This window comes from Rhodosalinus sp. 5P4 (assembly GCF_041365695.1).
Classification (GTDB): Bacteria; Pseudomonadota; Alphaproteobacteria; order Rhodobacterales; family Rhodobacteraceae; genus Rhodosalinus.
This window is the reverse complement of sequence record NZ_JBGFSJ010000004.1, coordinates 409,536-427,973: the sequence shown is the minus strand read 5'-3', so window position 1 is coordinate 427,973 and position 18,438 is coordinate 409,536. Positions and strand designations below refer to the sequence as shown.

Here is an 18,438-nt window from a genome sequence, read left to right as displayed (position 1 = left end):
CATGGCAAATGAAAAAGGTAAAGTGACGCAGGTCATCGGCGCCGTGGTGGACGTTCAGTTCGACGAACACCTGCCCGAGATCCTGAACGCGCTCGAGACCGACAACAACGGCAAGCGCCTCGTTCTCGAGGTCGCGCAGCACCTTGGCGAGAACACGGTGCGCACCATCGCGATGGACGCGACCGAGGGGCTCGTGCGCGGACAGGAGGTTGCCGACAGCGGCGGGCCGATCACCATGCCCGTCGGCGACGGGACGCTCGGGCGCATCATGAACGTCGTGGGCGAGCCGATCGACGAGAAGGGCGAGGTCAAGACGGAGGAGCGGCGCCCGATCCACGCCAGCGCGCCGGAATTCGTCGAGCAGTCGACGGAGTCCGAGATCCTCGTCACCGGCATCAAGGTCATCGACCTGCTCGCGCCCTATTCGAAGGGCGGCAAGATCGGCCTCTTCGGCGGTGCCGGGGTGGGCAAGACGGTTCTCATCCAGGAACTCATCAACAACATCGCCAAGGTGCACTCGGGCTATTCGGTGTTCGCCGGGGTCGGCGAGCGCACCCGCGAGGGCAACGACCTCTACTACGAGTTCATCGAGTCGGGCGTGATCAACGCCGAAGACCTGACCAAGTCCAAGGTGGCGCTGGTCTACGGCCAGATGAACGAGCCGCCGGGCGCGCGGATGCGCGTGGCGCTGTCGGGCCTCACGCTTGCCGAGCAGTTCCGCGACCAGTCGGGCACCGACGTGCTGTTCTTCGTGGACAACATCTTCCGCTTCACCCAGGCGGGCTCCGAGGTGTCGGCCCTTCTCGGCCGGATCCCCTCGGCCGTGGGCTACCAGCCGACGCTCGCGACCGACATGGGCGCACTGCAGGAGCGGATCACCTCCACGCGCGCGGGCTCCATCACCTCGGTGCAGGCGATCTACGTGCCGGCGGACGACCTGACGGACCCGGCGCCCGCGACCTCCTTCGCCCACCTCGACGCGACCACCGTTCTGTCGCGCGCGATCTCCGAGCTGGGCATCTACCCCGCCGTGGACCCGCTCGACTCGACCAGCCGGATTCTCGATCCCTCGGTGGTCGGCGAAGAGCACTACCAGGTGGCGCGCGACGTGCAGGGCATCCTTCAGCGCTACAAGTCGCTGCAGGACATCATCGCGATCCTCGGCATGGACGAGCTCAGCGAAGAGGACAAGCTGACCGTGGCGCGGGCGCGCAAGATCCAGCGCTTCCTCAGCCAGCCCTTCGACGTGGCGGAGGTGTTCACCGGCTCGCCCGGCGTGCAGGTGCCGATCGAGGAGACCATCGCCTCCTTCAAGGCCGTGGTCGCCGGCGAATACGACCACCTGCCCGAGGGCGCCTTCTACATGGTGGGCGGCATCGAGGACGTGAAGGCGAAGGCCGAGAAGATGGCGGCGGACGCCGCCTGAGCCGGGCCCGACGCAACCGAGAAAGGAAGGCCCAATGGCCGACACGATGCAGTTCGATCTCGTCTCGCCCGAGCGGCGCCTCGCCTCGCTCGAGGCACAACAGGTGCAGCTGCCCGGGGCGGATGGCCAGATGACCGCGATGCCGAACCACGCGCCGGTCATCACCAGCCTGCGGCCGGGCATCGTCACCGTGACGGGTGCGGACGGTCAGACCGCGCGCTACGCGGTGACCGGCGGGTTCGCCGAACTCTCGCCCGAGGGCGCCATCGTCCTCGCGGAACGCGCCTACAAGTCCGGCGCGGAGAACCGCGACGAGATCGAGGCCGCGCTCGAGGAGGCGCGCACCGCCGCGCAGAAGGCCCCGGCCGAACAGAAGGATGCCGCGGAACTCTTCGTCGCGGACCTCGCGCAGCTGATGGACGACATGGTCTGAACGGCCCGCGGGTCGTTTTCAGGGATCCGGGAACGGCCCCCTCGTGGGGCCGTTTTCCGTTTCCGGGTGGGCGCGCGCCGGTCAGGCGACCTTGAACTGGCCTTCGTAGATCGGCTCCAGCGTCTCGGTCTCGAACAGCGACGACACCGACGTTCCGTTCCAGATGTTCAGGATCGCCTGCGCGAAGATCGGCGCGGTGGGCAGGATGCGGATGTTGGGCGCCGCCATGGCCGCCTGCGTCGGCTGGATGGTGTCGGTGATGACGAGGCTCTTCATCACCGAGTTGGTGATCCGCTCGACCGCGGGGCCCGACAGCACGCCGTGGGTGATATAGGCGTGCACTTCCTTGGCGCCACGTTCCTGGAGGACCTGCGCCGCCTTGCAAAGCGTTCCCGCCGTGTCGCAAAGGTCGTCCACGATGATGCAGCGCTTGTCGCTCACATCGCCGATGATCGTCATCTCGGCCACCTCGCCCGGCTTCTCGCGGCGCTTGTCCACGATCGCGAGAGGGCAGCCGATACGCTGGGCGAGTTCGCGCGCGCGCGCCACGCCGCCCACGTCGGGCGAGACGACCATCACCTCGTCGACATGCCCTTGGAATTGCGCCTGGATGTCGAGGGCGAAGACCGGCGCGGCGTAAAGGTTGTCCACCGGGATGTCGAAGAAGCCCTGGATCTGGGCGGCGTGAAGATCCATCGTCAGCACCCGCTCGATTCCGGACCCCACCAGCATGTTCGCCACCAGCTTGGCGGAGATCGGCGTGCGCGCCTTGGTGCGCCGGTCCTGGCGCGCGTAGCCGAAATAGGGGATCACCGCCGTGATCCGCGCAGCCGAGGAGCGGCGCAGCGCATCGGCCATGATCAGCAGCTCCATGAGGTTGTCGTTGGCCGGGTTCGAGGTCGGCTGGACGATGAACATGTCCTCGCCCCGGACGTTCTCGAACACCTCGACGAAGACTTCCTGGTCGTTGAAACGCTCCACCCGGGCGTCCACCAGCCCGACATTCATGCCGCGATGCATGGACATGCGGCGCGCGATCGCGCGCGCAAGCGGCATGTTCGCGTTTCCGGAGATCAGTTTTGGCTCGATGATGTTTGGCATGCTGGGGCTCCGGCGATGGCGCACATGACGGATTCGTGACGTTGACACCGCTTAGCACGCGCTTAGGGTCGCGCAAACCTTGCCCGAGCGGAGCGCGCCATGCCGAGGATCGACTATTTCTTCTCCACGATCTCGCCCTTCGCCTATCTCGCCGGCGACCGTCTCGAACGCATCGCCGGGGCGCATGGCGCCGACATCGTCTACAAGCCCGTCGATATCGTGGCGCTTTTCGCCCGCACCGGGGGCGTGGCGCCGGCCGAGCGCCATCCGGCGCGGCAGGCCTACCGGATGCAGGAACTGCGCCGCCAGGCCGCGAAGCGCGGGATGCCAATCAACCTCCGGCCCGCGCATTTCCCGACCAATCCCGCCCCGTCCTCCTACGCCGTTATCGCCGCGCAGGGCGATCGTGGGGGCGACGTGGGCGCGCTTGTGCGGAACCTGCTGACCGCCTGCTGGGCCGAGGAGCGCGACATCGCCGAGGACGAGGTGATCCGCGACTGCCTCTCCCGGGCGGGTTTCGACCCGGCGCTCGCCGACAAGGGCCTCCTGGCGGGGGCCGAGACCTATGGCGCCAACCTCGAGGAAGCGGTCGCGGCGGAGGTGTTCGGCGCCCCCTTCTACATCGTCGGCGACGAGAGGTTCTGGGGCCAGGACCGGCTGGAGGATCTCGACCTGCATCTTGCCGGAAAGCTTTGACGCAGCATGAAGCGGCCGGGGGCGCCGCCGTCTTCCTCCGCCGCTGGGGCGAGGGGGCGCGCCGCGCCGTCCTGATCCATTGCGCGCTCGGGAACGGGGGTATGTTCGAGGCGCTGGCCGGGCATCTCGGGGACCGGCTGCGCATGGCGGCCTTCGACCTGCCCGGCCACGGGCGAAGCCCGGCCTGGGACGGTGGAGACGTGCAGGCGCAGGCCGTGGCGATCGCCGCCGATCTGGCGGGCGCGGGGCCGGTGGACCTGATCGGCCATTCCTTCGGCGGCACGGTCGCGCTGCGCCTGGCCAGCGAACGGCCCTGCCTCGTCCGCTCCCTCACCATGATCGAGCCCGTGTTCTTCGCCGTGCTCGCCGCGGACCGGCCGGACCTGATGGCCCGGCACGACGCCATGATGGCGCCCTACGACGCCGCCGTGGCGCGGGGCGACTGGGCGGAGGCCGGGCGGCTTTTCACGGCGGTGTGGGGGGCGGGACGCCCCTGGGCCGCGCTCTCCGGCACGGCTCGGGCGCAGATCGCCGCGCGGATGCCGGTCGTCGAGGGTGGAAGCCGCGCGGTGATGGAGGATCCCGCCGGCCTCGTCGCCTCGGGCGCGCTGGAACGACTTGCCGTGCCGGCCCTGCTCGTCGAGGGGGCGGAGACCAACGCCTACATCCGCGCGATCTGCGCCGGCCTCGCCGCGCGTCTGCCGGATGCGGGGCGCGCGGTCATCCCCGGCGCGGGGCACATGGCGCCGCTGACCCATCCCGCCGCGACCGCCCGCGCGATCCGCGGGTTGCTGGACCGGACGGGCTAGCCCTTCCGCCCGATGCGCGGCTCCGTGCCTGCCCGCATCCGGGCGATGTTGGTGCGGTGGCGCCAGGCGACGACAAGCGCGAGGGCGACCGCCAGCGCGGCCATCTCGCCACGGCCGAGCACGATCGCCCAGGGCGCGGCGCTCGCCGCCGCGACGAGCGCGGCGAGCGACGAGATTCGTGCGAGCGCGGCGGTGGCGAGCCAGGTCAGGCAGCAGGCCACGCCCACGGGCCAGGCGAGCGCGAGCACCAGACCGAGGAAGGTGGCCACGCCCTTGCCGCCCCGGAAGCCGAGCCAGACCGGATAGCAATGTCCCAGAAACGCCGCGAGCCCGGCGATCTGCGCCGCGTCCTCGCCGGCCACCGCGCGGGCCAGAAGCACCGCCGCGGCCCCCTTTCCGCCGTCGAGCAGCAGCGTGCCCGCGGCGGCGGCCTTGTTGCCGGTGCGCAGCACGTTCGTGGCGCCGATATTGCCCGACCCGATCTTCCGCGGGTCGGCAAGACCCAGCGCGCGCGTCAGCAGCACGCCGAACGGCACCGAGCCGAGCAGGTAGCCCAGCCCGGCCCAGAGCGCGAGAAGCGCGGCGCCGCTTTCCGCCGCGGGCATCACGCGTCCGTCCCGTGCACGCGGCGCCCGCCGACCCAGGTTCCGATCACGCGGCCCTGCAGGCGCGCGCCGTCGAAGGGCGTGTTCTTTGATTTCGAGCGCAGTTTCCACCGGTCCAGCACGAAAGGCGCGTCCGGGTCGAAAAGCACGAGGTCCGCAGGCGCGCCGGGGGCGAGGCGGCCCGCCTCGAGCCCGAGCCGCCGCGCCGGGTTCAGCGCCATGGCGCGGAAAAGCTCGGGCAGGGTGAGCGCGCCCGCGTGGTGAAGCCGCAGCGCGGCGGGCAGGAGCGTCTCGAGCCCCACCGCGCCCGCCGCCGCCTCCTCGAACGGAAGCCGCTTGCTCTCTTCGTCCTGCGGCGTGTGCCAGGAGCAGAGCACGTCGATGAGCCCGGTGCGCAGCGCCTCCACGGCGGCCACACGGTCGTCCTCCGAGCGCAGGGGGGGCGTCAGCTTGAAGAAGGTGCGGTAGTCGGCCACGTCGAGGTCGTTCAGCGTCAGGTGATGCACGCTCACCCCCGCAGTGATGTCGAGACCGTTGTTCCTGGCCCGCTCCAGAGCGGGCAGCGCCCGCGCCGTGGTGATCTGGTCGGCGTGATAGCGCGCGCCGGTCATCTCCAGCAGCGCGATGTCCCGGTCGAGGCCCATGCGCTCGGCCATGGGCGAGACCGCCGGAAGCCCCTTGAGCGAGGCGAACTTGCCCGAGGTCGCCGCAGCCCCGCGCGAGAGCCCGGGCTCCTGCGGGTGCCCGATGACGAGCGCGCCGAGCCCGCGGGCGTAGGTGAGCGCGCGCGAGAGCACCTTGGTATCCGCGACGACCCGGTCCGCGTCGGTGAAGGCGATCGCGCCGGTATCCATCAGGAAACCGATCTCGGTCATCTCCCGCCCCTCGCGCCCCTTGGTGAGCGCGGCCATGGGGCGGACATGCACCGGCGCGGCCTCGGCCGCGCGCCGGACGACGAATTCCAGGCTTTCGGGATTGTCGAGGGGCGGCTGCGTGTCGGGTCGCGTCACGATGGTGGTCACGCCCCCCGCCGCGGCGGCAAGACCGGCGGAACGGAAGCTTTCCTTGTGACGCTCGCCCGGCTCGCCGATCTTCACCCCCAGATCGACGATGCCGGGGGCGAGGCACTTGCCGCGGCAGTCGATGCGCGCCTCCGCCGCGACGGGAACCGGCCCCTTCGCCGCGCCAGTGCCGGTCACCGCGCCGTTCTCGACGAGAAGCCAGCCGGCGGTGTCGGTGCCGGCCTCCGGATCGATCAGCCGGGCGTTCTCGAAAAGGATCGTGCTCACAGATATCCTCCCGCGGCGTTCCGGATCGCGTCGCGCACCGCCTCCCGGTCGGCCTGGTATTTCAGCAGGTGCTTGTCGCCGCCCTTCGTCACGATCTGCACCGCGCTGCCGAGGGTGCGAAGCGCCGCGATCTCCGACAGCGCCACCCGGCGCTCCTGCGGTCCGCTCAGCATCCCGTCTTCCAGGCGCCATTCGATGGCAAGCTCTTCCGAGGCGAGGAACCAGGCGCGGAAGGCCACGGCGGCAAGGCCCGCGACGGCGCCGGTCCAGACATGGGGGCTGTCGATGATCCACAGCACGACCATGGCGCCCGCCATGGCCGCGGCGGCAAGCCAGGCGTGGTCGCGGATATAGGTCGCCCGGTCGGCGCGGAACACGGTCGCGCTCATTGGGCGGGCCCCGGGCGCTGGCGGCCAGCGAGGATCGGCTCTTGGCGGCTCTTCCGTCCCTTCCGCGCGGCGAAGGCCGGCGCCAGGCCGTCCGCGCGCGGTCCCGGGCGGCCGATGACCGGCCCCGGGATCTGCCCCGGCCGGCACGTCATCGCGGCGCGCCCGCCAGCGCCGCCACGGCGAGCAGCACGAGCACCGCAAGCGCGATCAGCGTCAGCACAACGCCCCGACGTCCGCCCGCAGCGGCATCGTCGGGCGGGCCGGGCGTGCCGTCCGCCGGGGCCTGACCGCGAGCGGACTCCGCGGACACGCCCGACAGGGGCGTCTCTGCCCCGGCCTCCTGGAACGTCGCGACAAGCCGCAGCGGCGCGCGCACCGTCACCTCTTGCGCCGCGTCGGCGAAAGCGCTCGACATCACGACCGCGACATGGCTCGAGAGCCCGCGAAGCCGTTCGGCGAAGGGGTCGAGTTCTTCCCGTGGCACGTCGTAACCTTCCGCGAGATAGTCGGGCAGCCCCATCTCCGCGATGTCGGAAAGCCGCACGATCTCGGCGAAGCGCGGATCGAAAGGCTCCGCTCCCAGCGCTTCGGCCAGCGGATGCGGCCCGTCCCCATCGGCCTCCGACCAGCGGGCCGCCTCCTCGGGCGACAGGTCCAGCGCGAAGACGCGGATCACCGCGTGTTCGTGGGCGGGGATGTCGAGAACCGTGGTCATGCCTCAACCTCCTGCGCGGCGGCCGCCTCGCGCCAGTTGCGCGCCAGCAGATGCATCGCCGCCATGCGCACCGCCACGCCCATCTCCACCTGCGCCTGGATCAGCGAGCGGTTGATGTCGTCGGCCAGCGTGCCGTCGATCTCCACCCCCCGGTTCATGGGCCCGGGATGCATCACGATGGCGTCGGGCCGCGCATGCGCGAGCTTTTCGGCGTCGAGCCCGTAGCGATGGTAGTATTCGCGCTCGGACGGGATGAAGCCGCCATCCATCCGCTCTTTCTGAAGGCGCAGCATCATCACGACGTCGACGTCGCGCAGCCCCGCCTCCATGTCCTCGAAGACTTCCACGCCGAACTCCCCTATCCGCGAGGGCAGGAGCGTGGGCGGCGCGATGAGCCGCACGCGGTTCTCCATCTTGCCCAGAAGCAGGATGTTGGAGCGTGCCACCCGCGAATGGGCGATGTCGCCGCAGATCGCGATCGACAGCCGGTGAAGCCGTCCCTTCGCGCGGCGGATCGTCAGCGCGTCCAGCAGGGCCTGCGTCGGGTGTTCGTGGCGCCCGTCGCCCGCATTCAGCACGGCGCAGGCGACCTTTTCGGCCAGCAGGTTCACCGCGCCCGAGTGGGGATGGCGCACCACCAGCAGATCGGGATGCATCGCGTTCAGCGTCATCGCCGTGTCGATGAGCGTCTCGCCCTTCTTTATGGAGGAGGCCTGCATCGCCATGTTCATCACGTCCGCGCCCAGCCGCTTGCCGGCCAGCTCGAAGCTCGCCTGGGTACGCGTGGAGCTTTCGAAGAACATGTTGATCTGCGTGCTTCCGGCCAGCACCTCGGTGTGGCGCGCGGGCTGCCGGTTGAAGTCCACGTAGCCGTCGGAAAGGTCGAGTATCTCCGTGATCGCCGCGGGCGAGAGCGGCTCGATGCCGAGGAGGTGACGGTCTCTGAAACCCATGCGCGCGATCCTTGCCTCGCCGACCGCTTATATGGGCCGGGCCGGCGCGCGGCAAGCCGTGCTCAGGCCCGGCCGCCCGTGCCCGAGAGCATCAGCGCGTCGATGCCGAGCGTCCTGAGCGCGGCCTGCCATTTCCCGCCGTCATCGGGCGAGAAGACGAGCTCGGGCGTCGCATCGCAGGCCAGCCAGCCGTTTGCCGCCAGCTCGGCCTCGAGCTGCCCGGGGCCCCAGCCCGCGTAGCCCAGCGCCATGATCGCGTTCTCGGGGCCGCCGCCTTCGCCGAGTTCCTCCAGGATGTCGAGCGTGGCGGTCATGGCGAAGCGCGCGTCGACCACCAGCGTGGAGATGGAGGAGGCGTAGTCGGGCCCGTGCAGCACGAAGCCGCGCCCCGTCTCGACGGGACCGCCGAAATGCACCTTGATGTCCCTGAGGCCCGCCGTGACGGGAATCGACAGCTGCTCCAGAAGGTCCTTCAGCGTCACGTCGTCGGTGGGCTTGTTGACGATGAGGCCCATCGCGCCCTCTTCGGAATGGGCGCAGACGAAAACGACGCTGTGGGAAAAGCGCGGGTCGCCCATGTCGGGCATGGCGATGAGAAGCTTGCCGATGAGTGGGGTGGCGTCCGCCATCTTGCCTCGTGTCGAAGGAAGGTTTTCACGAACATGGTCAAGGGTCGGGCGGGGTGCAAGCCTCTGCCGCGGGCACCGCGTGCCGCGTCTCGCCGGAACGTGACTTGGATTCTCGCGCGAATTGGCGCATCCGATGTCTCATGTTGTCTCGCACCCTTGCCCTTTTCGCCGCGCTGGCCGCCCTCGCCACCCCTCCTGCCGTTCCGGCCGCGCAGGCCGGAACGGGTCTCGATGTCGTGTCCGCGCGCCTTCTGCCCGGATGGCGCCAGCCGGACGGCACGCATCTGGCCGGGCTGGAGCTCGTCCTCGCCCAGGGCTGGAAGACGTACTGGCGCGCGCCGGGCGACGCCGGCATCCCGCCGCGCTTCGACTGGTCCGGGTCCGACAACCTGTCGGGCGTCGCGATTTCCTGGCCGGTGCCGCGGGTCTTCGACCAGAACGGCATGCGATCCATCGTCTACGCCGACCGCGTCGTCCTGCCGTTGCACGTCCGCCCCGCGCGCAGCGGCGCGGATGTGCGGATTTCCGCGCGGATCGACCTCGGCGTCTGCGAGGACATCTGCATCCCCGCCCAGGTGTCCGTGGCGGGCGTGCTGCCCGCCGACGCGCGTCGCCCCGATCCCGCCATCGCCGCCGCGCTGGCCGCCCGCCCTCTCAGCGCCGAGGAGGCGGACGTCTCCGCCGTGACATGCGTCCTCGCGCCCGCGCAGGATGGCCTCGGCCTGCGGGTGGAGGTCGAGATGCCTGGCGCCCGCGGCGTGAAGGCCGCGGTGATCGAGACTGCGGACCCGCATGTCTGGGTTTCCGAACCGGCGCTTTCGGCGGCGGCCGGCCGCCTGGCCGCGGAAAGCCGTCTGGTCCACGTCGATGGAAACGCCTTCGCGCTGGACCGTGACGGTGTGCGCGTCACGCTGCTGGACGGCGCCTCGGCCGTGGATATCCGCGGCTGCGGGTCCCGCTGATCGTCAGGCCGCGCGGCGCCGCAGCAGCAGAATGGCAAGGGCGGTGACGGCATAGGTCGTCACGGCGAGGGCCGCGGCCCCCGCGATGAAAAGCACCAGCGCCGCGGTCATCGGCGCGAGCGCGGCGAGCGCGGGCAGGGCGCCCGTGATCGCCGGGGGCAGGGCGCCCGTGACCGCCGTCCAGCCGAGCGTCGCGCCGAGCCAGGCGAGCGTGCCGGCCAGCGCCAGCGACAGCACGCGCCCCAGCCCGCCTCTCCGGCTGCGCAGACCGCGGCGCAGCGCGGTGAACTGGCGCCCGATGTCGGATTGCATGGCCATGAAGGCCGGCACGATCAGAAGCACCATCGCCACCCCGAAGCCCAGGCCGTAGACCAGCGTGATCACCGTGGGCTTGAGGAATTCCGCCTGGCTCGAGCCCTCGTAGAGAAGCGGCGTGAGCCCCAGGACCGTGGTGGCGGTCGTCAGCAGCACCGGGCGCAGCCGGTCCGCCGCGCCGTCCACGATGGCCGGAACGAGCCCCCGTGTCCTGGCCTTCTCGTCGATGGTGGTCACCAGCACGATGGAATCGTTGATGATGATCCCGCTCATGCCCAGAAGTCCCACCACCGTGAACATCGACAGCGGCACCTCCCAGATGTAGTGGCCCCAGATCGTGCCCACGAGGCCGAAGGGGATCACCGACATCACGACCAGCGGCCGCGTCCAGCTTGCGAAGATCCACGCGAGCACGATGTAGATGCCGGTCAGGCACAGGATCAGCCCCGTAAGGGCGTCGGACAGGAACTCGTTCTCCTGCTCGGAAAGGCCGGAAATCCGGTAGTCCACCTGCTTCTCGGCGGCGATGGCGGGCAGGATCTCCTCTTCCAGCGCGGTCATGATCTCGGCGGCGCGCGCGGCGTCGTCCTGCTCGAGGTCGCCCGTGACCGAGACGAGCCGGATGCCGTTCTCGCGCCGGACGGTCGAGAAGCCGGTGCGCTGCTCCACCGTCACGATGTCCGCGAGCGGGACATTGGCGCCCGAGGGCGCGCGCAGCAGCGTGCCCTCGAGGAAGTCCGCGGTCAATTCGGTCTCGGGAAGTTCCACCCGGATCTCGGCGCTGCGGGGGCCGAGCGGGTAGGTCGCCGCCTCGATGCCCCCCAGCCGGGCGCGCAGCACGCGGCCGAGCCCGTCGATGTCGAAGCCCAGCGCCCGGCCCTGCGGCGTGAGTTCCAGGATCAGCTCTTCCTTGTCGTAGGCGAGGCTGTCCTCGAGCGCCGACACCTCGGGGAAGCGCGCCAGCGCGGTCTTGAGCGCCTCGGCGGCGCCCTTCAGCGTCTGCGCGTCGGCGCCGTAGAACTGCACGTCGAGCGCCTCGCCGCCGGGACCGGACCGCCAGCCGCGAAAGCTGATCGTCTCGGTGAGGGGGTGGCGTTCCACGCGCTCCTGCAACTCCGCCACCAGCGCGAAGCTGGAATAGGGCCTGAGATCGGCCTCGATCAGTTCGATCGAGATGCCGCCCAGCAGGTCGTCGTCCTTGCTGTCGCTGCCCGGCAGCGGGCGGCCGGCGTTCCCGCCCACCTCGGCGATGACGTAGAGGATGGGGTCGCGCCCGTATTCGGCCTCGTAGTCGCGGCTGAGCGCGGCGACCGCCTCCTGCATGGCCCGCATCTGCGCCAGCGTATCCTCGCGCGTCGCCCCCGGCGTCATCGCGAAATTGCCGGTGACCGAGGATTGCTCCGGCGCGTTGAAGAAGCGCCACTGCACCTCACCCGAGACGAGAAGCGCGAGTTGCGACGCCAGAAGGACGACCGCCCCGGCGACGACCGCGTAGCGTGCGCGGACCACCAGCGCCATGGCCGGCCGGAACAGGCGGTCGCGGACCTGGACGAAGCCGCGGTTCACCTGCCGCGAGGGCCAGTCGTACCAGTGGTTGCGCCGGGAGGATCCGAGCGCGTGGGACATGTGGTTGGGCAGGATCAGGAAGCACTCCACCAGGCTCGCCACCAGCACGGCGATCACCGTGAAGGGGATGTCCGCGATCAGGCTGCCGAACTGCCCGCCCACCGCGACGAGGCCGAAGAAGGCGATGACCGTGGTCAGCGTGGCCGCGAAGACGGGCAGCGCCATGCGCCGTGCCGCGGTCTCGGCGGCGACGACGGGGCTTTCGCCATGATGCCTGTGGCGGAAATCGGCGTGTTCGCCCACCACGATGGCGTCGTCCACCACGATGCCCAGCGTGATGATCAGCGCGAAGAGCGAGATCATGTTGATGGTCAGCCCGGCGGCATACATGATCGCGATCGCGGCCAGAAGCGCGGTCGGGATGCCCGCCGCCACCCAGAAGGCGGTGCGCGCGTTCAGGAACAGAAAGAGCAGCGCGACGACGAGCAGAAGACCCGTCACCGCGTTGTCGAGCAGGATGTCGAGGCGGCCCGAGATGTAATCCGCGCGCGTCCGGATGAGGTCGATGCTCACGCCCTCGGGCAGCGTCGCCTCGAGCTCGGCCGCCACCTCCTCGACCTGGCGCTGGATGGCGATGGCGTCGCCCTGCAGCGAACGGTCCACCCGGATCGAGATCGCCGGATTCTCGCCCACGAAATAGCTCCGCTCGCGGTCCACGCCCTCGACCCGGACCCGCGCGACTTCGCCGATGGTGAGGCGCGTGCCACCCACCTCCGAGCGCAGGACGATCGCCTCGATCTGCTCGGCGGTGCGCTTTTCCGTCCCGGTGCGGACCCGCGCGGCCGCGCCGGTCACGTCGCCCGCCGGGTCGGTGTCCACCTCCGCGGCGATCGCGTCGGCGATCTCCTGCATGGAGAGGTCGTGGGCGATGAGCCTGGCCGACGGCACCTCCACCACCGTGCGCGGCGCGGCGAGGCCGCGGATGGTGGTCTGAGTCACGCCTTCGGTGAAAAGCCGCAGGTTGAACTCGTCGGCGAACCGGGCGAGCTGATCCGGCCCGACCGGCCCGGTGATCACCACGTCGGTCACCCGGTCGCCCCAGCGGTCGCTGCGCACCTCCGGATCCTCGGCGTCCTCGGGCAGGGTGGTCACCGTGTCCACCGCGGTCTGCACGTCGTCGCGGGCGCGGGTCATGTTCCAGCCCGGCTCGAATTCCAGGCGGATGCTGGCGAAGCCCTCGCTCGACCGCGCCGAGCTCGATTCCACCCCGTCCACGGCCAGCAGCGCGGGTTCGAGCACCTGCACGATGGCACCGTCCACGTCCTCCGCCCCGGCGCCCTGCCAGGCGACGGAGACGGTTATGTCGTCCACGACCACGTCGGGGAAGAACTGCGCGCGCATGTTCGGCACGGCGAACAGCCCCGCGACGAGCAGCAGCACGAGCAGAAGGTTCGCCACCGTGGGATGGCGCGTGAAATAGGACAGGATGCCGCCCGCGCCCTCGGGGATGCTGCGCATCGTGCCCTAGCCCCCCATCCGCGCTTCGATGCGCTCGACCGTGCGGGCGGGTACTCGCGGCTCCGCGAGCTGCGCGAGCAGCCGCGCCCTGGCCGCCTCGGGCATCGCGGCGCTGCCTTCCACGAAGGCCACGAGCTTCGCGCGCCGCTCGGTCGAGAGTTCCAGCATCGCTTCGGGTTCCCGCTCTGCGGCGGCCTGCGGGGCGAGGGGGCGCACCTTGATGCCTTCGCCGAGGAGCGGCGTGCGCTCGGCCACCACCTGTCGCCCGGCAAGCGCCTCCGCGCGCACCAGCACGTCGTCGCCCTGCCGGCGCAGCAGCGTCACGGGCATGGTTTCCAGCCGGTCCTCGGGGCCGAGGACAAGAACCTCCGACGCAGCGTCCAGCGCCGTCGCCGGCAGGCGGATCGCGTTTTCGAGCGGCGGCTCGGTGATCGCGACCGTCACGAAATCGCCCGGCTTGAAGCCGCGCACACCGTCCAGCCGCGCGAAGACCCGCCGCCCGGTCTGCCCCTCGCCGACGGTGCCGCTGTCGCGGCTGAGCGTGCCCTGCGCCGCAAGACCCGGTCCGGAGTTGTCGAGCCGCACCGTGACCGGGGCCGGGCGCAGGCGGCCATCCTCGTCCAGAAGCCGCGTGAACTGAGAGGTGGAGACGCGAAAGGCGACCTCGAGCGCCGCGGGATCGATCACCTGCGCGAGCCGCTCGTTGGCGGAAACCAGCCCGCCCTGGACGATCGAGACATCGCTCAGCGTCCCTGCGAACCCGGCCCGCAGCACCGTGTCGTCGAGGCGTCTTCGCGCCTCGTCGCGGGCGATCTCGCTGCGCAGAATGCGGGTTCTGGCCTGGTCCACGCGGGCTTCGGCCTGCGCGAGCGCCTGGCGGCGCACGAGAACCGCCTGTTCGGCCGCCGAGGCGGCGAGTTCCGCCTCCTCGACCGTGGCCGCGGTGCCGACGCCGCGGGCCTCGAGGTCGCGCTGGCGGGCGAGGGCACGCTGGCGCAGATCGGCCTGCGCGCGCGCGGCTTCCAGCTCGTCGCGCGCCAGCGCGAGGGCGCGTTCGGCCTCCCGCGCCTCGGCGCGGGCATCGAGCAGGTCGCTTTCGGCGCGGGCGAGCGCGGCCTCGGCGTCGGCGGGATCGATCCGGGCGAGCACCTCGCCTGCCCTCACCTCGCCGCCCTCGACGAAGGTCTCGGCAAGCTCCACCACGCGCCCCGACGTCGCCGCGCGCAATTCGAGCGTGCGGCGGCTCCGCACTTCTCCGAAGGCCGTGAGGACGGGCGTGACGGTCTCCGGCCGGGCATCGACCACGTTCACCGCGAAGACGCGCTCGCGCGCCTCGGGAACGCGCGGCTCCTGCGCGAGCCGCTCGGTGACCGCCCCCTGGATCAGGCTGCCCGCGTAGACCAGCAGCCCGAGCGTCAGCGCCAGCAGGAACAGGCCGACCACGCTCTGCCTGAGAAAGACCATTCGTTCGCGTCCTTTCGACGTCTGCCCTCGCGGGAGCACCCCACTAGATTAGGAACGCGCGGTGAAATGCCAAGGTGCCGCGCCCTTCCCGCCGCCCCGCGCGGCGCTCACGGCGCGCGGTCCCGCTGGTTTTGCAGCAGCGACCGGATCTGCGGCAGAAGCGGCCAGGCGTCCACCTGCGCGGGCGTCAGGAAGCCGAAGCCGGCGCCTTCGCCCAGGCGCACCGCGCCGGGCGCGAGCGCCCGGGTGCAGTCGAAGACGTAGAGCACGCCGCCCGGTTTCGCCGTGGCCCCGGCGCGGGCGAGCGGGACCAGATCGCCCGGGGCCAGCGCGATCCCGGTCTCTTCCGCGAATTCACGCCGCGCGGCACCCTCGAGCGTTTCGCCGGCCTCCACGCCGCCGCCGAAGAGGCTCCAGCAGCCGGCGCCCGCCACGTGCGGCAGGTCGTCGCGGAGCTGCAGAAGCTCGCGGCCGAGCGTGTCGCGCGCCCGCACGAGCGCGCCCCGCCAGAGCTCGGCCTCGGGCAGCGGGCCCATGGGGCGGAAGGCGAGCGTCACTTGCGCCTTCGGTGCTCGTCGAGGCGCGGCAGGATCTCGACGAAGTTGCAGGGCCTGTGGCGGTAGTCGAGCTGCGGCCCGAGGATCTCGTCCCACGCGTCCCGGCAGGCCGAGGGGCTGCCCGGCAGCGCGAAGAGATAGGTGCCGCCCGCCACGCCCGCGGTCGCGCGGCTTTGCACCGCCGAGGTGCCGATCTTCTGAAGCGAGACGAGGGTGAAGACGGTGCCGAAGGCGTCGATCTCCTTCTCGTAGACGTCGCGGTGCGCCTCGACCGAGATGTCGCGCCCGGTCAGCCCCGTGCCCCCGGTGGAGATCGCCACATCCACGCCGGAATCCGACACCCACTCGCGCAGCTTCGCGGAGATGAGCGCGCGATCGTCGGGCAGGATGGCACGGGCGGCGAGGGTGTGGCCCGCCGCCTCAAGCCGTTCCACCAGCGTGTCGCCCGAGCGGTCGTCCTCGGGCCCGCGCGTGTCCGACACGGTCAGCACCGCGATGCGGACGGGCATGAACTCCCGGGTGTGGTCGATCCTGCTCATCCGCGCGCGGCCTCCCATCCCATGCGCAGGGCCAGTGCGCCGAAAAGCGTTGCGGTCACGCCGCGCAGCCCGTTTTCCAGCCGCGGGCTGGAGGCGAGGCGCCGCCCGAGCCGCCCCGCGAAGATCCCCACGATCCCGTTCACGACGAAACCGCCCGCCGCCAGCACCGCGCCGAAGGCTAGGAACTGCCGCAGCACCGCGTCGGACGGATCCACGAATTGCGGCACGAAGGCCAGGATGAAGAGAATCATCTTGGGGTTCGAGAGGTTCACCACCAGCCCGTCGCGGAAGGCGCGTGCAGGGCGCGCCGGCGGCGCGTGCCCGTGGCCGAGCGGCTCTGTCAGCGCCCGCCACGCGAGCCACAGCAGATAGCCCGCGCCGAGCCACCGGATCGCGCCGAAGAGCCAGGGAAAGGCCGCGACGAGCGCGCCCAGCCCGAGCCCCGCCAGCGCGACATGCACCATCGTGCCGGTCGAGATGCCCGCCGAGGCGGCCAGCGCCGGGCGCGGTCCGGCCTTCATGCCCTGGGCGAGGCAGAACAGCATGTCGACCCCCGGGGTGAGATTGAGCGCCAGCGCCGCCGGAAGAAACACGAGCAGGACGAGCGGATCGGGCATCAGCCGGCACCCCGCAGCCTGGCCTGAAGCTCCAGCAGGTCGGCCCAGGCCTCCCGTTTCGCCGGCGGATTGCGCAGCAGGTAGGCGGGATGGAACATCGGCAGCGCGGGCAGGCCGAGCGCCTCGTCCCAGTGGCCGCGCAGCCGGGTGATGCCGGACCGCCCGAGCAGGGCCTGGCAGCTCGCGTTCCCCATCAGGACGAGGATGCGCGGCCGCGCGAGGTCCACGTGCCGGCGCAGGAATGGCAGAAGCATCGCGATTTCCTGGGCCGTCGGCGTACGGTTCTGCGGCGGACGCCATGGCAGCACATTGGTGATGTAGACCGCGTGTCCCGCGCTTTCGGCATCCCGCTTGCGCCCGATCGCGTCCAGCATCCGGTCTAGGAGCTGGCCCGCGCGCCCCACGAAGGGGCGGCCTTCCCGGTCCTCGTCCCGGCCCGGCGCCTCGCCCACGATCATCACCGGCGCGCCGGGCACCCCGTCGGCGAAGACGAGGTTGCGCGCGCCGCGGCGCAGATCGCAATGGGGATAGGCGGCCATGGCGGCCTTCAGGGCGGCGAGATCCTGCGCCCCGGCGGCGGCGGCTTCCGCCTCGGCGATCGGATCGTCTTCGGGCGCATGGGCGGCGGGCGCCGCCGCCGGGGCCTGTGCGCGGGCGGGCGCCGGGGGCGCCGCCTCGAAACGGTTCACGGGCGTATCCTGGATCGCGTCGGTGGCGCCGAGCTCCACCTGCCATTCCAGCGCCGCGCGCGCCGCGTGCCAATCCATCCCCGAGTCCATGATGCGATAGTAGGCGTCGCGGCCGGGGGGCGCCAGCCCCGCCCGCCCGCTCAGGGGCGCGGCGCGGCGGCGCGCCGCAGCCGGTCGTTGATGGCGCGCCCGAGCCCCGTTTCCGGGACCGGCGCCACCGCGATCGGCTGCCCGCGGGCGTCGAGGGCGTGCAGATGCCCGAAGAGATTGGCCGCCGCCTCGGCCAGATCGCCCGAGGCCGAGAGCGTGAGATCGCCCGCGATCGCCCCGAACCCCAGAAGGACCTCGCCCGGCCGGCGCTCGGTCGCGTCGAGCCTGACTCCCGCGCGGGGCGCGTAGTGGGACGCAAGCTGGCCCGGTGCGCCGGGACGATCGGGCGCCGCGGCCTCCGGCGGGGCCAGGGGGCGCCCGAGCGCGGCTTCCACGGCCTCGGCGGGCACGCCTCCGGGGCGCAGGAGCGCCGGATCCCCGGCGAGGCTCACGATGGTGCTTTCCACGCCGACGGGGCAGGGGCCGCCGTCGATCACCGCCTCGATCCGCCCGCCGAGCCCGGCGAGCACATGCGCCGCCGTGGTCGGGCTGATCCGGCCCGAGGGGTTTGCGCTGGGCGCGGCGAGCGGCCCGCCGAAGGCGTGCAGCGCCGCGCGCGCCACGTCATGCGCAGGCACCCGGAGCGCGACCGTCGGCAGATCCGCGGTGACGAGCGGCGAAAGGCCGTGCCCCGGCCGCAGCGGCAGCACGAGCGTGAGCGGGCCCGGCCAGAACGCGTCGGCGAGCCGGGCGGCGTCCCGGGGCCATTCGGCGAGCTGCCGCGCCGCGGCCGCGCCGGGCAGGTGCACGATCAGCGGGTTGAAGCGGGGCCGCTCCTTCGACGCGAAGATCCGGGCCACGGCGCGGCCCTGGCGGGCGTCGGCGGCAAGCCCGTAGACCGTCTCGGTGGGAAGCGCCACGAGCCCGCCGGCGCGCCAGATCGCGGCGGCGCGCGCCAGGCCGCCCTCGTCCGGGGCAAGCAGCTCGGTGTCGAACTCGGGCATCCGTGACGCGGCGTTCCGGGTTGAGGCGCGCGCCGATTTCCGTAACGTCGCACGCGATGCGGGGATGCGGCG

The 18,438-nt window shown here is 71.6% G+C and carries 19 protein-coding genes; 5 read left to right on the top strand and 14 right to left on the bottom strand.

Translation table 11 applies throughout. From position 1 onward, the window contains the following. Window position 1 precedes the first annotated feature (1 nt). Both atpD and atpC read left to right on the top strand, forming a co-directional pair. Window positions 2–1,426, top strand: coding sequence for a F0F1 ATP synthase subunit beta (atpD, locus tag AB6A69_RS10055; RefSeq protein ID WP_371060646.1), 1,425 nt, complete (start codon window positions 2–4; stop codon window positions 1,424–1,426). A 34-nt stretch (window positions 1,427–1,460) separates the two neighbouring features. After that, window positions 1,461–1,859, top strand: coding sequence for an ATP synthase F1 subunit epsilon (gene atpC / locus AB6A69_RS10050; RefSeq protein ID WP_371039102.1), 399 nt, complete (start codon window positions 1,461–1,463; stop codon window positions 1,857–1,859). An 81-nt stretch (window positions 1,860–1,940) separates the two neighbouring features. On the opposite strand, the gene AB6A69_RS10045 is transcribed toward atpC, so the two are convergent. Continuing rightward, window positions 1,941–2,960, bottom strand: a complete 1,020-nt coding sequence (locus AB6A69_RS10045; protein WP_371039101.1) for a ribose-phosphate pyrophosphokinase — start codon at window positions 2,958–2,960, stop codon at window positions 1,941–1,943. 99 nt (window positions 2,961–3,059) lie between these two features. Between AB6A69_RS10045 and AB6A69_RS10040 the strand changes: the two genes are divergently transcribed. Together AB6A69_RS10040 and AB6A69_RS10035 are read left to right on the top strand one after the other, a co-directional pair. Next, window positions 3,060–3,656 carry a 2-hydroxychromene-2-carboxylate isomerase gene (locus tag AB6A69_RS10040; RefSeq protein ID WP_371060645.1) on the top strand — a complete coding sequence of 199 codons (597 nt, stop codon included), beginning with the start codon at window positions 3,060–3,062 and terminating at the stop codon, window positions 3,654–3,656. Continuing rightward, the gene (locus tag AB6A69_RS10035; RefSeq protein WP_371060644.1) at window positions 3,653–4,465 is read left to right on the top strand and encodes an alpha/beta fold hydrolase; all 813 of its coding nucleotides are present in this window, start codon (window positions 3,653–3,655) and stop codon (window positions 4,463–4,465) included. Before AB6A69_RS10040 ends, AB6A69_RS10035 begins: the two co-directional genes overlap by 4 nt. Here AB6A69_RS10035 and plsY read toward each other — a convergent pair. The 6 genes from plsY to AB6A69_RS10005 all read right to left on the bottom strand — a co-directional run bounded on the left by plsY (window position 4,462) and on the right by AB6A69_RS10005 (window position 9,045). Further along, window positions 4,462–5,070, bottom strand: a complete 609-nt coding sequence (plsY, locus tag AB6A69_RS10030; protein ID WP_371060643.1) for a glycerol-3-phosphate 1-O-acyltransferase PlsY — start codon at window positions 5,068–5,070, stop codon at window positions 4,462–4,464. The genes AB6A69_RS10035 and plsY overlap by 4 nt on opposite strands. Next, a complete protein-coding gene (pyrC, locus tag AB6A69_RS10025; RefSeq protein ID WP_371060642.1) occupies window positions 5,070–6,359 on the bottom strand; it encodes a dihydroorotase in 1,290 nt (429 codons plus the stop codon). The genes plsY and pyrC overlap by 1 nt, the downstream gene beginning before the upstream one ends. Beyond that, window positions 6,356–6,748 (bottom strand): hypothetical protein, encoded by a 393-nt coding sequence (locus AB6A69_RS10020; RefSeq protein ID WP_371060641.1) that lies wholly within the window; start codon window positions 6,746–6,748, stop codon window positions 6,356–6,358. Before AB6A69_RS10020 ends, pyrC begins: the two co-directional genes overlap by 4 nt. 148 nt (window positions 6,749–6,896) lie before the next feature. Further along, window positions 6,897–7,463: a hypothetical protein gene (locus AB6A69_RS10015; RefSeq protein ID WP_371060640.1), complete on the bottom strand. Its 567-nt coding sequence runs from the start codon at window positions 7,461–7,463 to the stop codon at window positions 6,897–6,899. Next, on the bottom strand, window positions 7,460–8,416 hold the full coding sequence (locus AB6A69_RS10010) for an aspartate carbamoyltransferase catalytic subunit (RefSeq protein ID WP_371056190.1): 957 nt from the start codon (window positions 8,414–8,416) through the stop codon (window positions 7,460–7,462). The genes AB6A69_RS10015 and AB6A69_RS10010 overlap by 4 nt, the downstream gene beginning before the upstream one ends. 62 nt (window positions 8,417–8,478) lie before the next feature. Then, window positions 8,479–9,045, bottom strand: a complete 567-nt coding sequence (locus tag AB6A69_RS10005; protein ID WP_371060639.1) for a YqgE/AlgH family protein — start codon at window positions 9,043–9,045, stop codon at window positions 8,479–8,481. A 140-nt stretch (window positions 9,046–9,185) separates the two neighbouring features. Between AB6A69_RS10005 and AB6A69_RS10000 the strand changes: the two genes are divergently transcribed. Next, a complete protein-coding gene (locus tag AB6A69_RS10000; RefSeq protein ID WP_371060638.1) occupies window positions 9,186–10,007 on the top strand; it encodes a protein-disulfide reductase DsbD domain-containing protein in 822 nt (273 codons plus the stop codon). 3 nt (window positions 10,008–10,010) lie between these two features. Here AB6A69_RS10000 and AB6A69_RS09995 read toward each other — a convergent pair whose 3' ends face one another. The 7 genes from AB6A69_RS09995 to AB6A69_RS09965 all read right to left on the bottom strand — a co-directional run bounded on the left by AB6A69_RS09995 (window position 10,011) and on the right by AB6A69_RS09965 (window position 18,366). Next, a complete protein-coding gene (locus tag AB6A69_RS09995; protein WP_371060637.1) occupies window positions 10,011–13,406 on the bottom strand; it encodes an efflux RND transporter permease subunit in 3,396 nt (1,131 codons plus the stop codon). 6 nt (window positions 13,407–13,412) lie between these two features. Continuing rightward, complete coding sequence (locus tag AB6A69_RS09990) at window positions 13,413–14,870, bottom strand: efflux RND transporter periplasmic adaptor subunit (RefSeq protein WP_371060636.1); 1,458 nt, start codon at window positions 14,868–14,870, stop codon at window positions 13,413–13,415. 107 nt (window positions 14,871–14,977) lie between these two features. Continuing rightward, window positions 14,978–15,427, bottom strand: a complete 450-nt coding sequence (locus AB6A69_RS09985; protein ID WP_371060635.1) for an NUDIX domain-containing protein — start codon at window positions 15,425–15,427, stop codon at window positions 14,978–14,980. Further along, entirely contained in the window at window positions 15,424–15,966 is a 543-nt protein-coding gene (gene moaB / locus AB6A69_RS09980) for a molybdenum cofactor biosynthesis protein B (protein WP_371060634.1), read from the bottom strand. The genes AB6A69_RS09985 and moaB overlap by 4 nt, the downstream gene beginning before the upstream one ends. Then, window positions 15,963–16,583 carry a LysE family translocator gene (locus AB6A69_RS09975; protein ID WP_371060633.1) on the bottom strand — a complete coding sequence of 207 codons (621 nt, stop codon included), beginning with the start codon at window positions 16,581–16,583 and terminating at the stop codon, window positions 15,963–15,965. The genes moaB and AB6A69_RS09975 overlap by 4 nt, the downstream gene beginning before the upstream one ends. Beyond that, window positions 16,583–17,362, bottom strand: coding sequence for a uracil-DNA glycosylase (locus AB6A69_RS09970; RefSeq protein ID WP_371060632.1), 780 nt, complete (start codon window positions 17,360–17,362; stop codon window positions 16,583–16,585). Before AB6A69_RS09970 ends, AB6A69_RS09975 begins: the two co-directional genes overlap by 1 nt. 50 nt (window positions 17,363–17,412) lie before the next feature. Continuing rightward, the gene (locus AB6A69_RS09965; RefSeq protein WP_371060631.1) at window positions 17,413–18,366 is read right to left on the bottom strand and encodes an L-threonylcarbamoyladenylate synthase; all 954 of its coding nucleotides are present in this window, start codon (window positions 18,364–18,366) and stop codon (window positions 17,413–17,415) included. Window positions 18,367–18,438 lie beyond the last annotated feature (72 nt).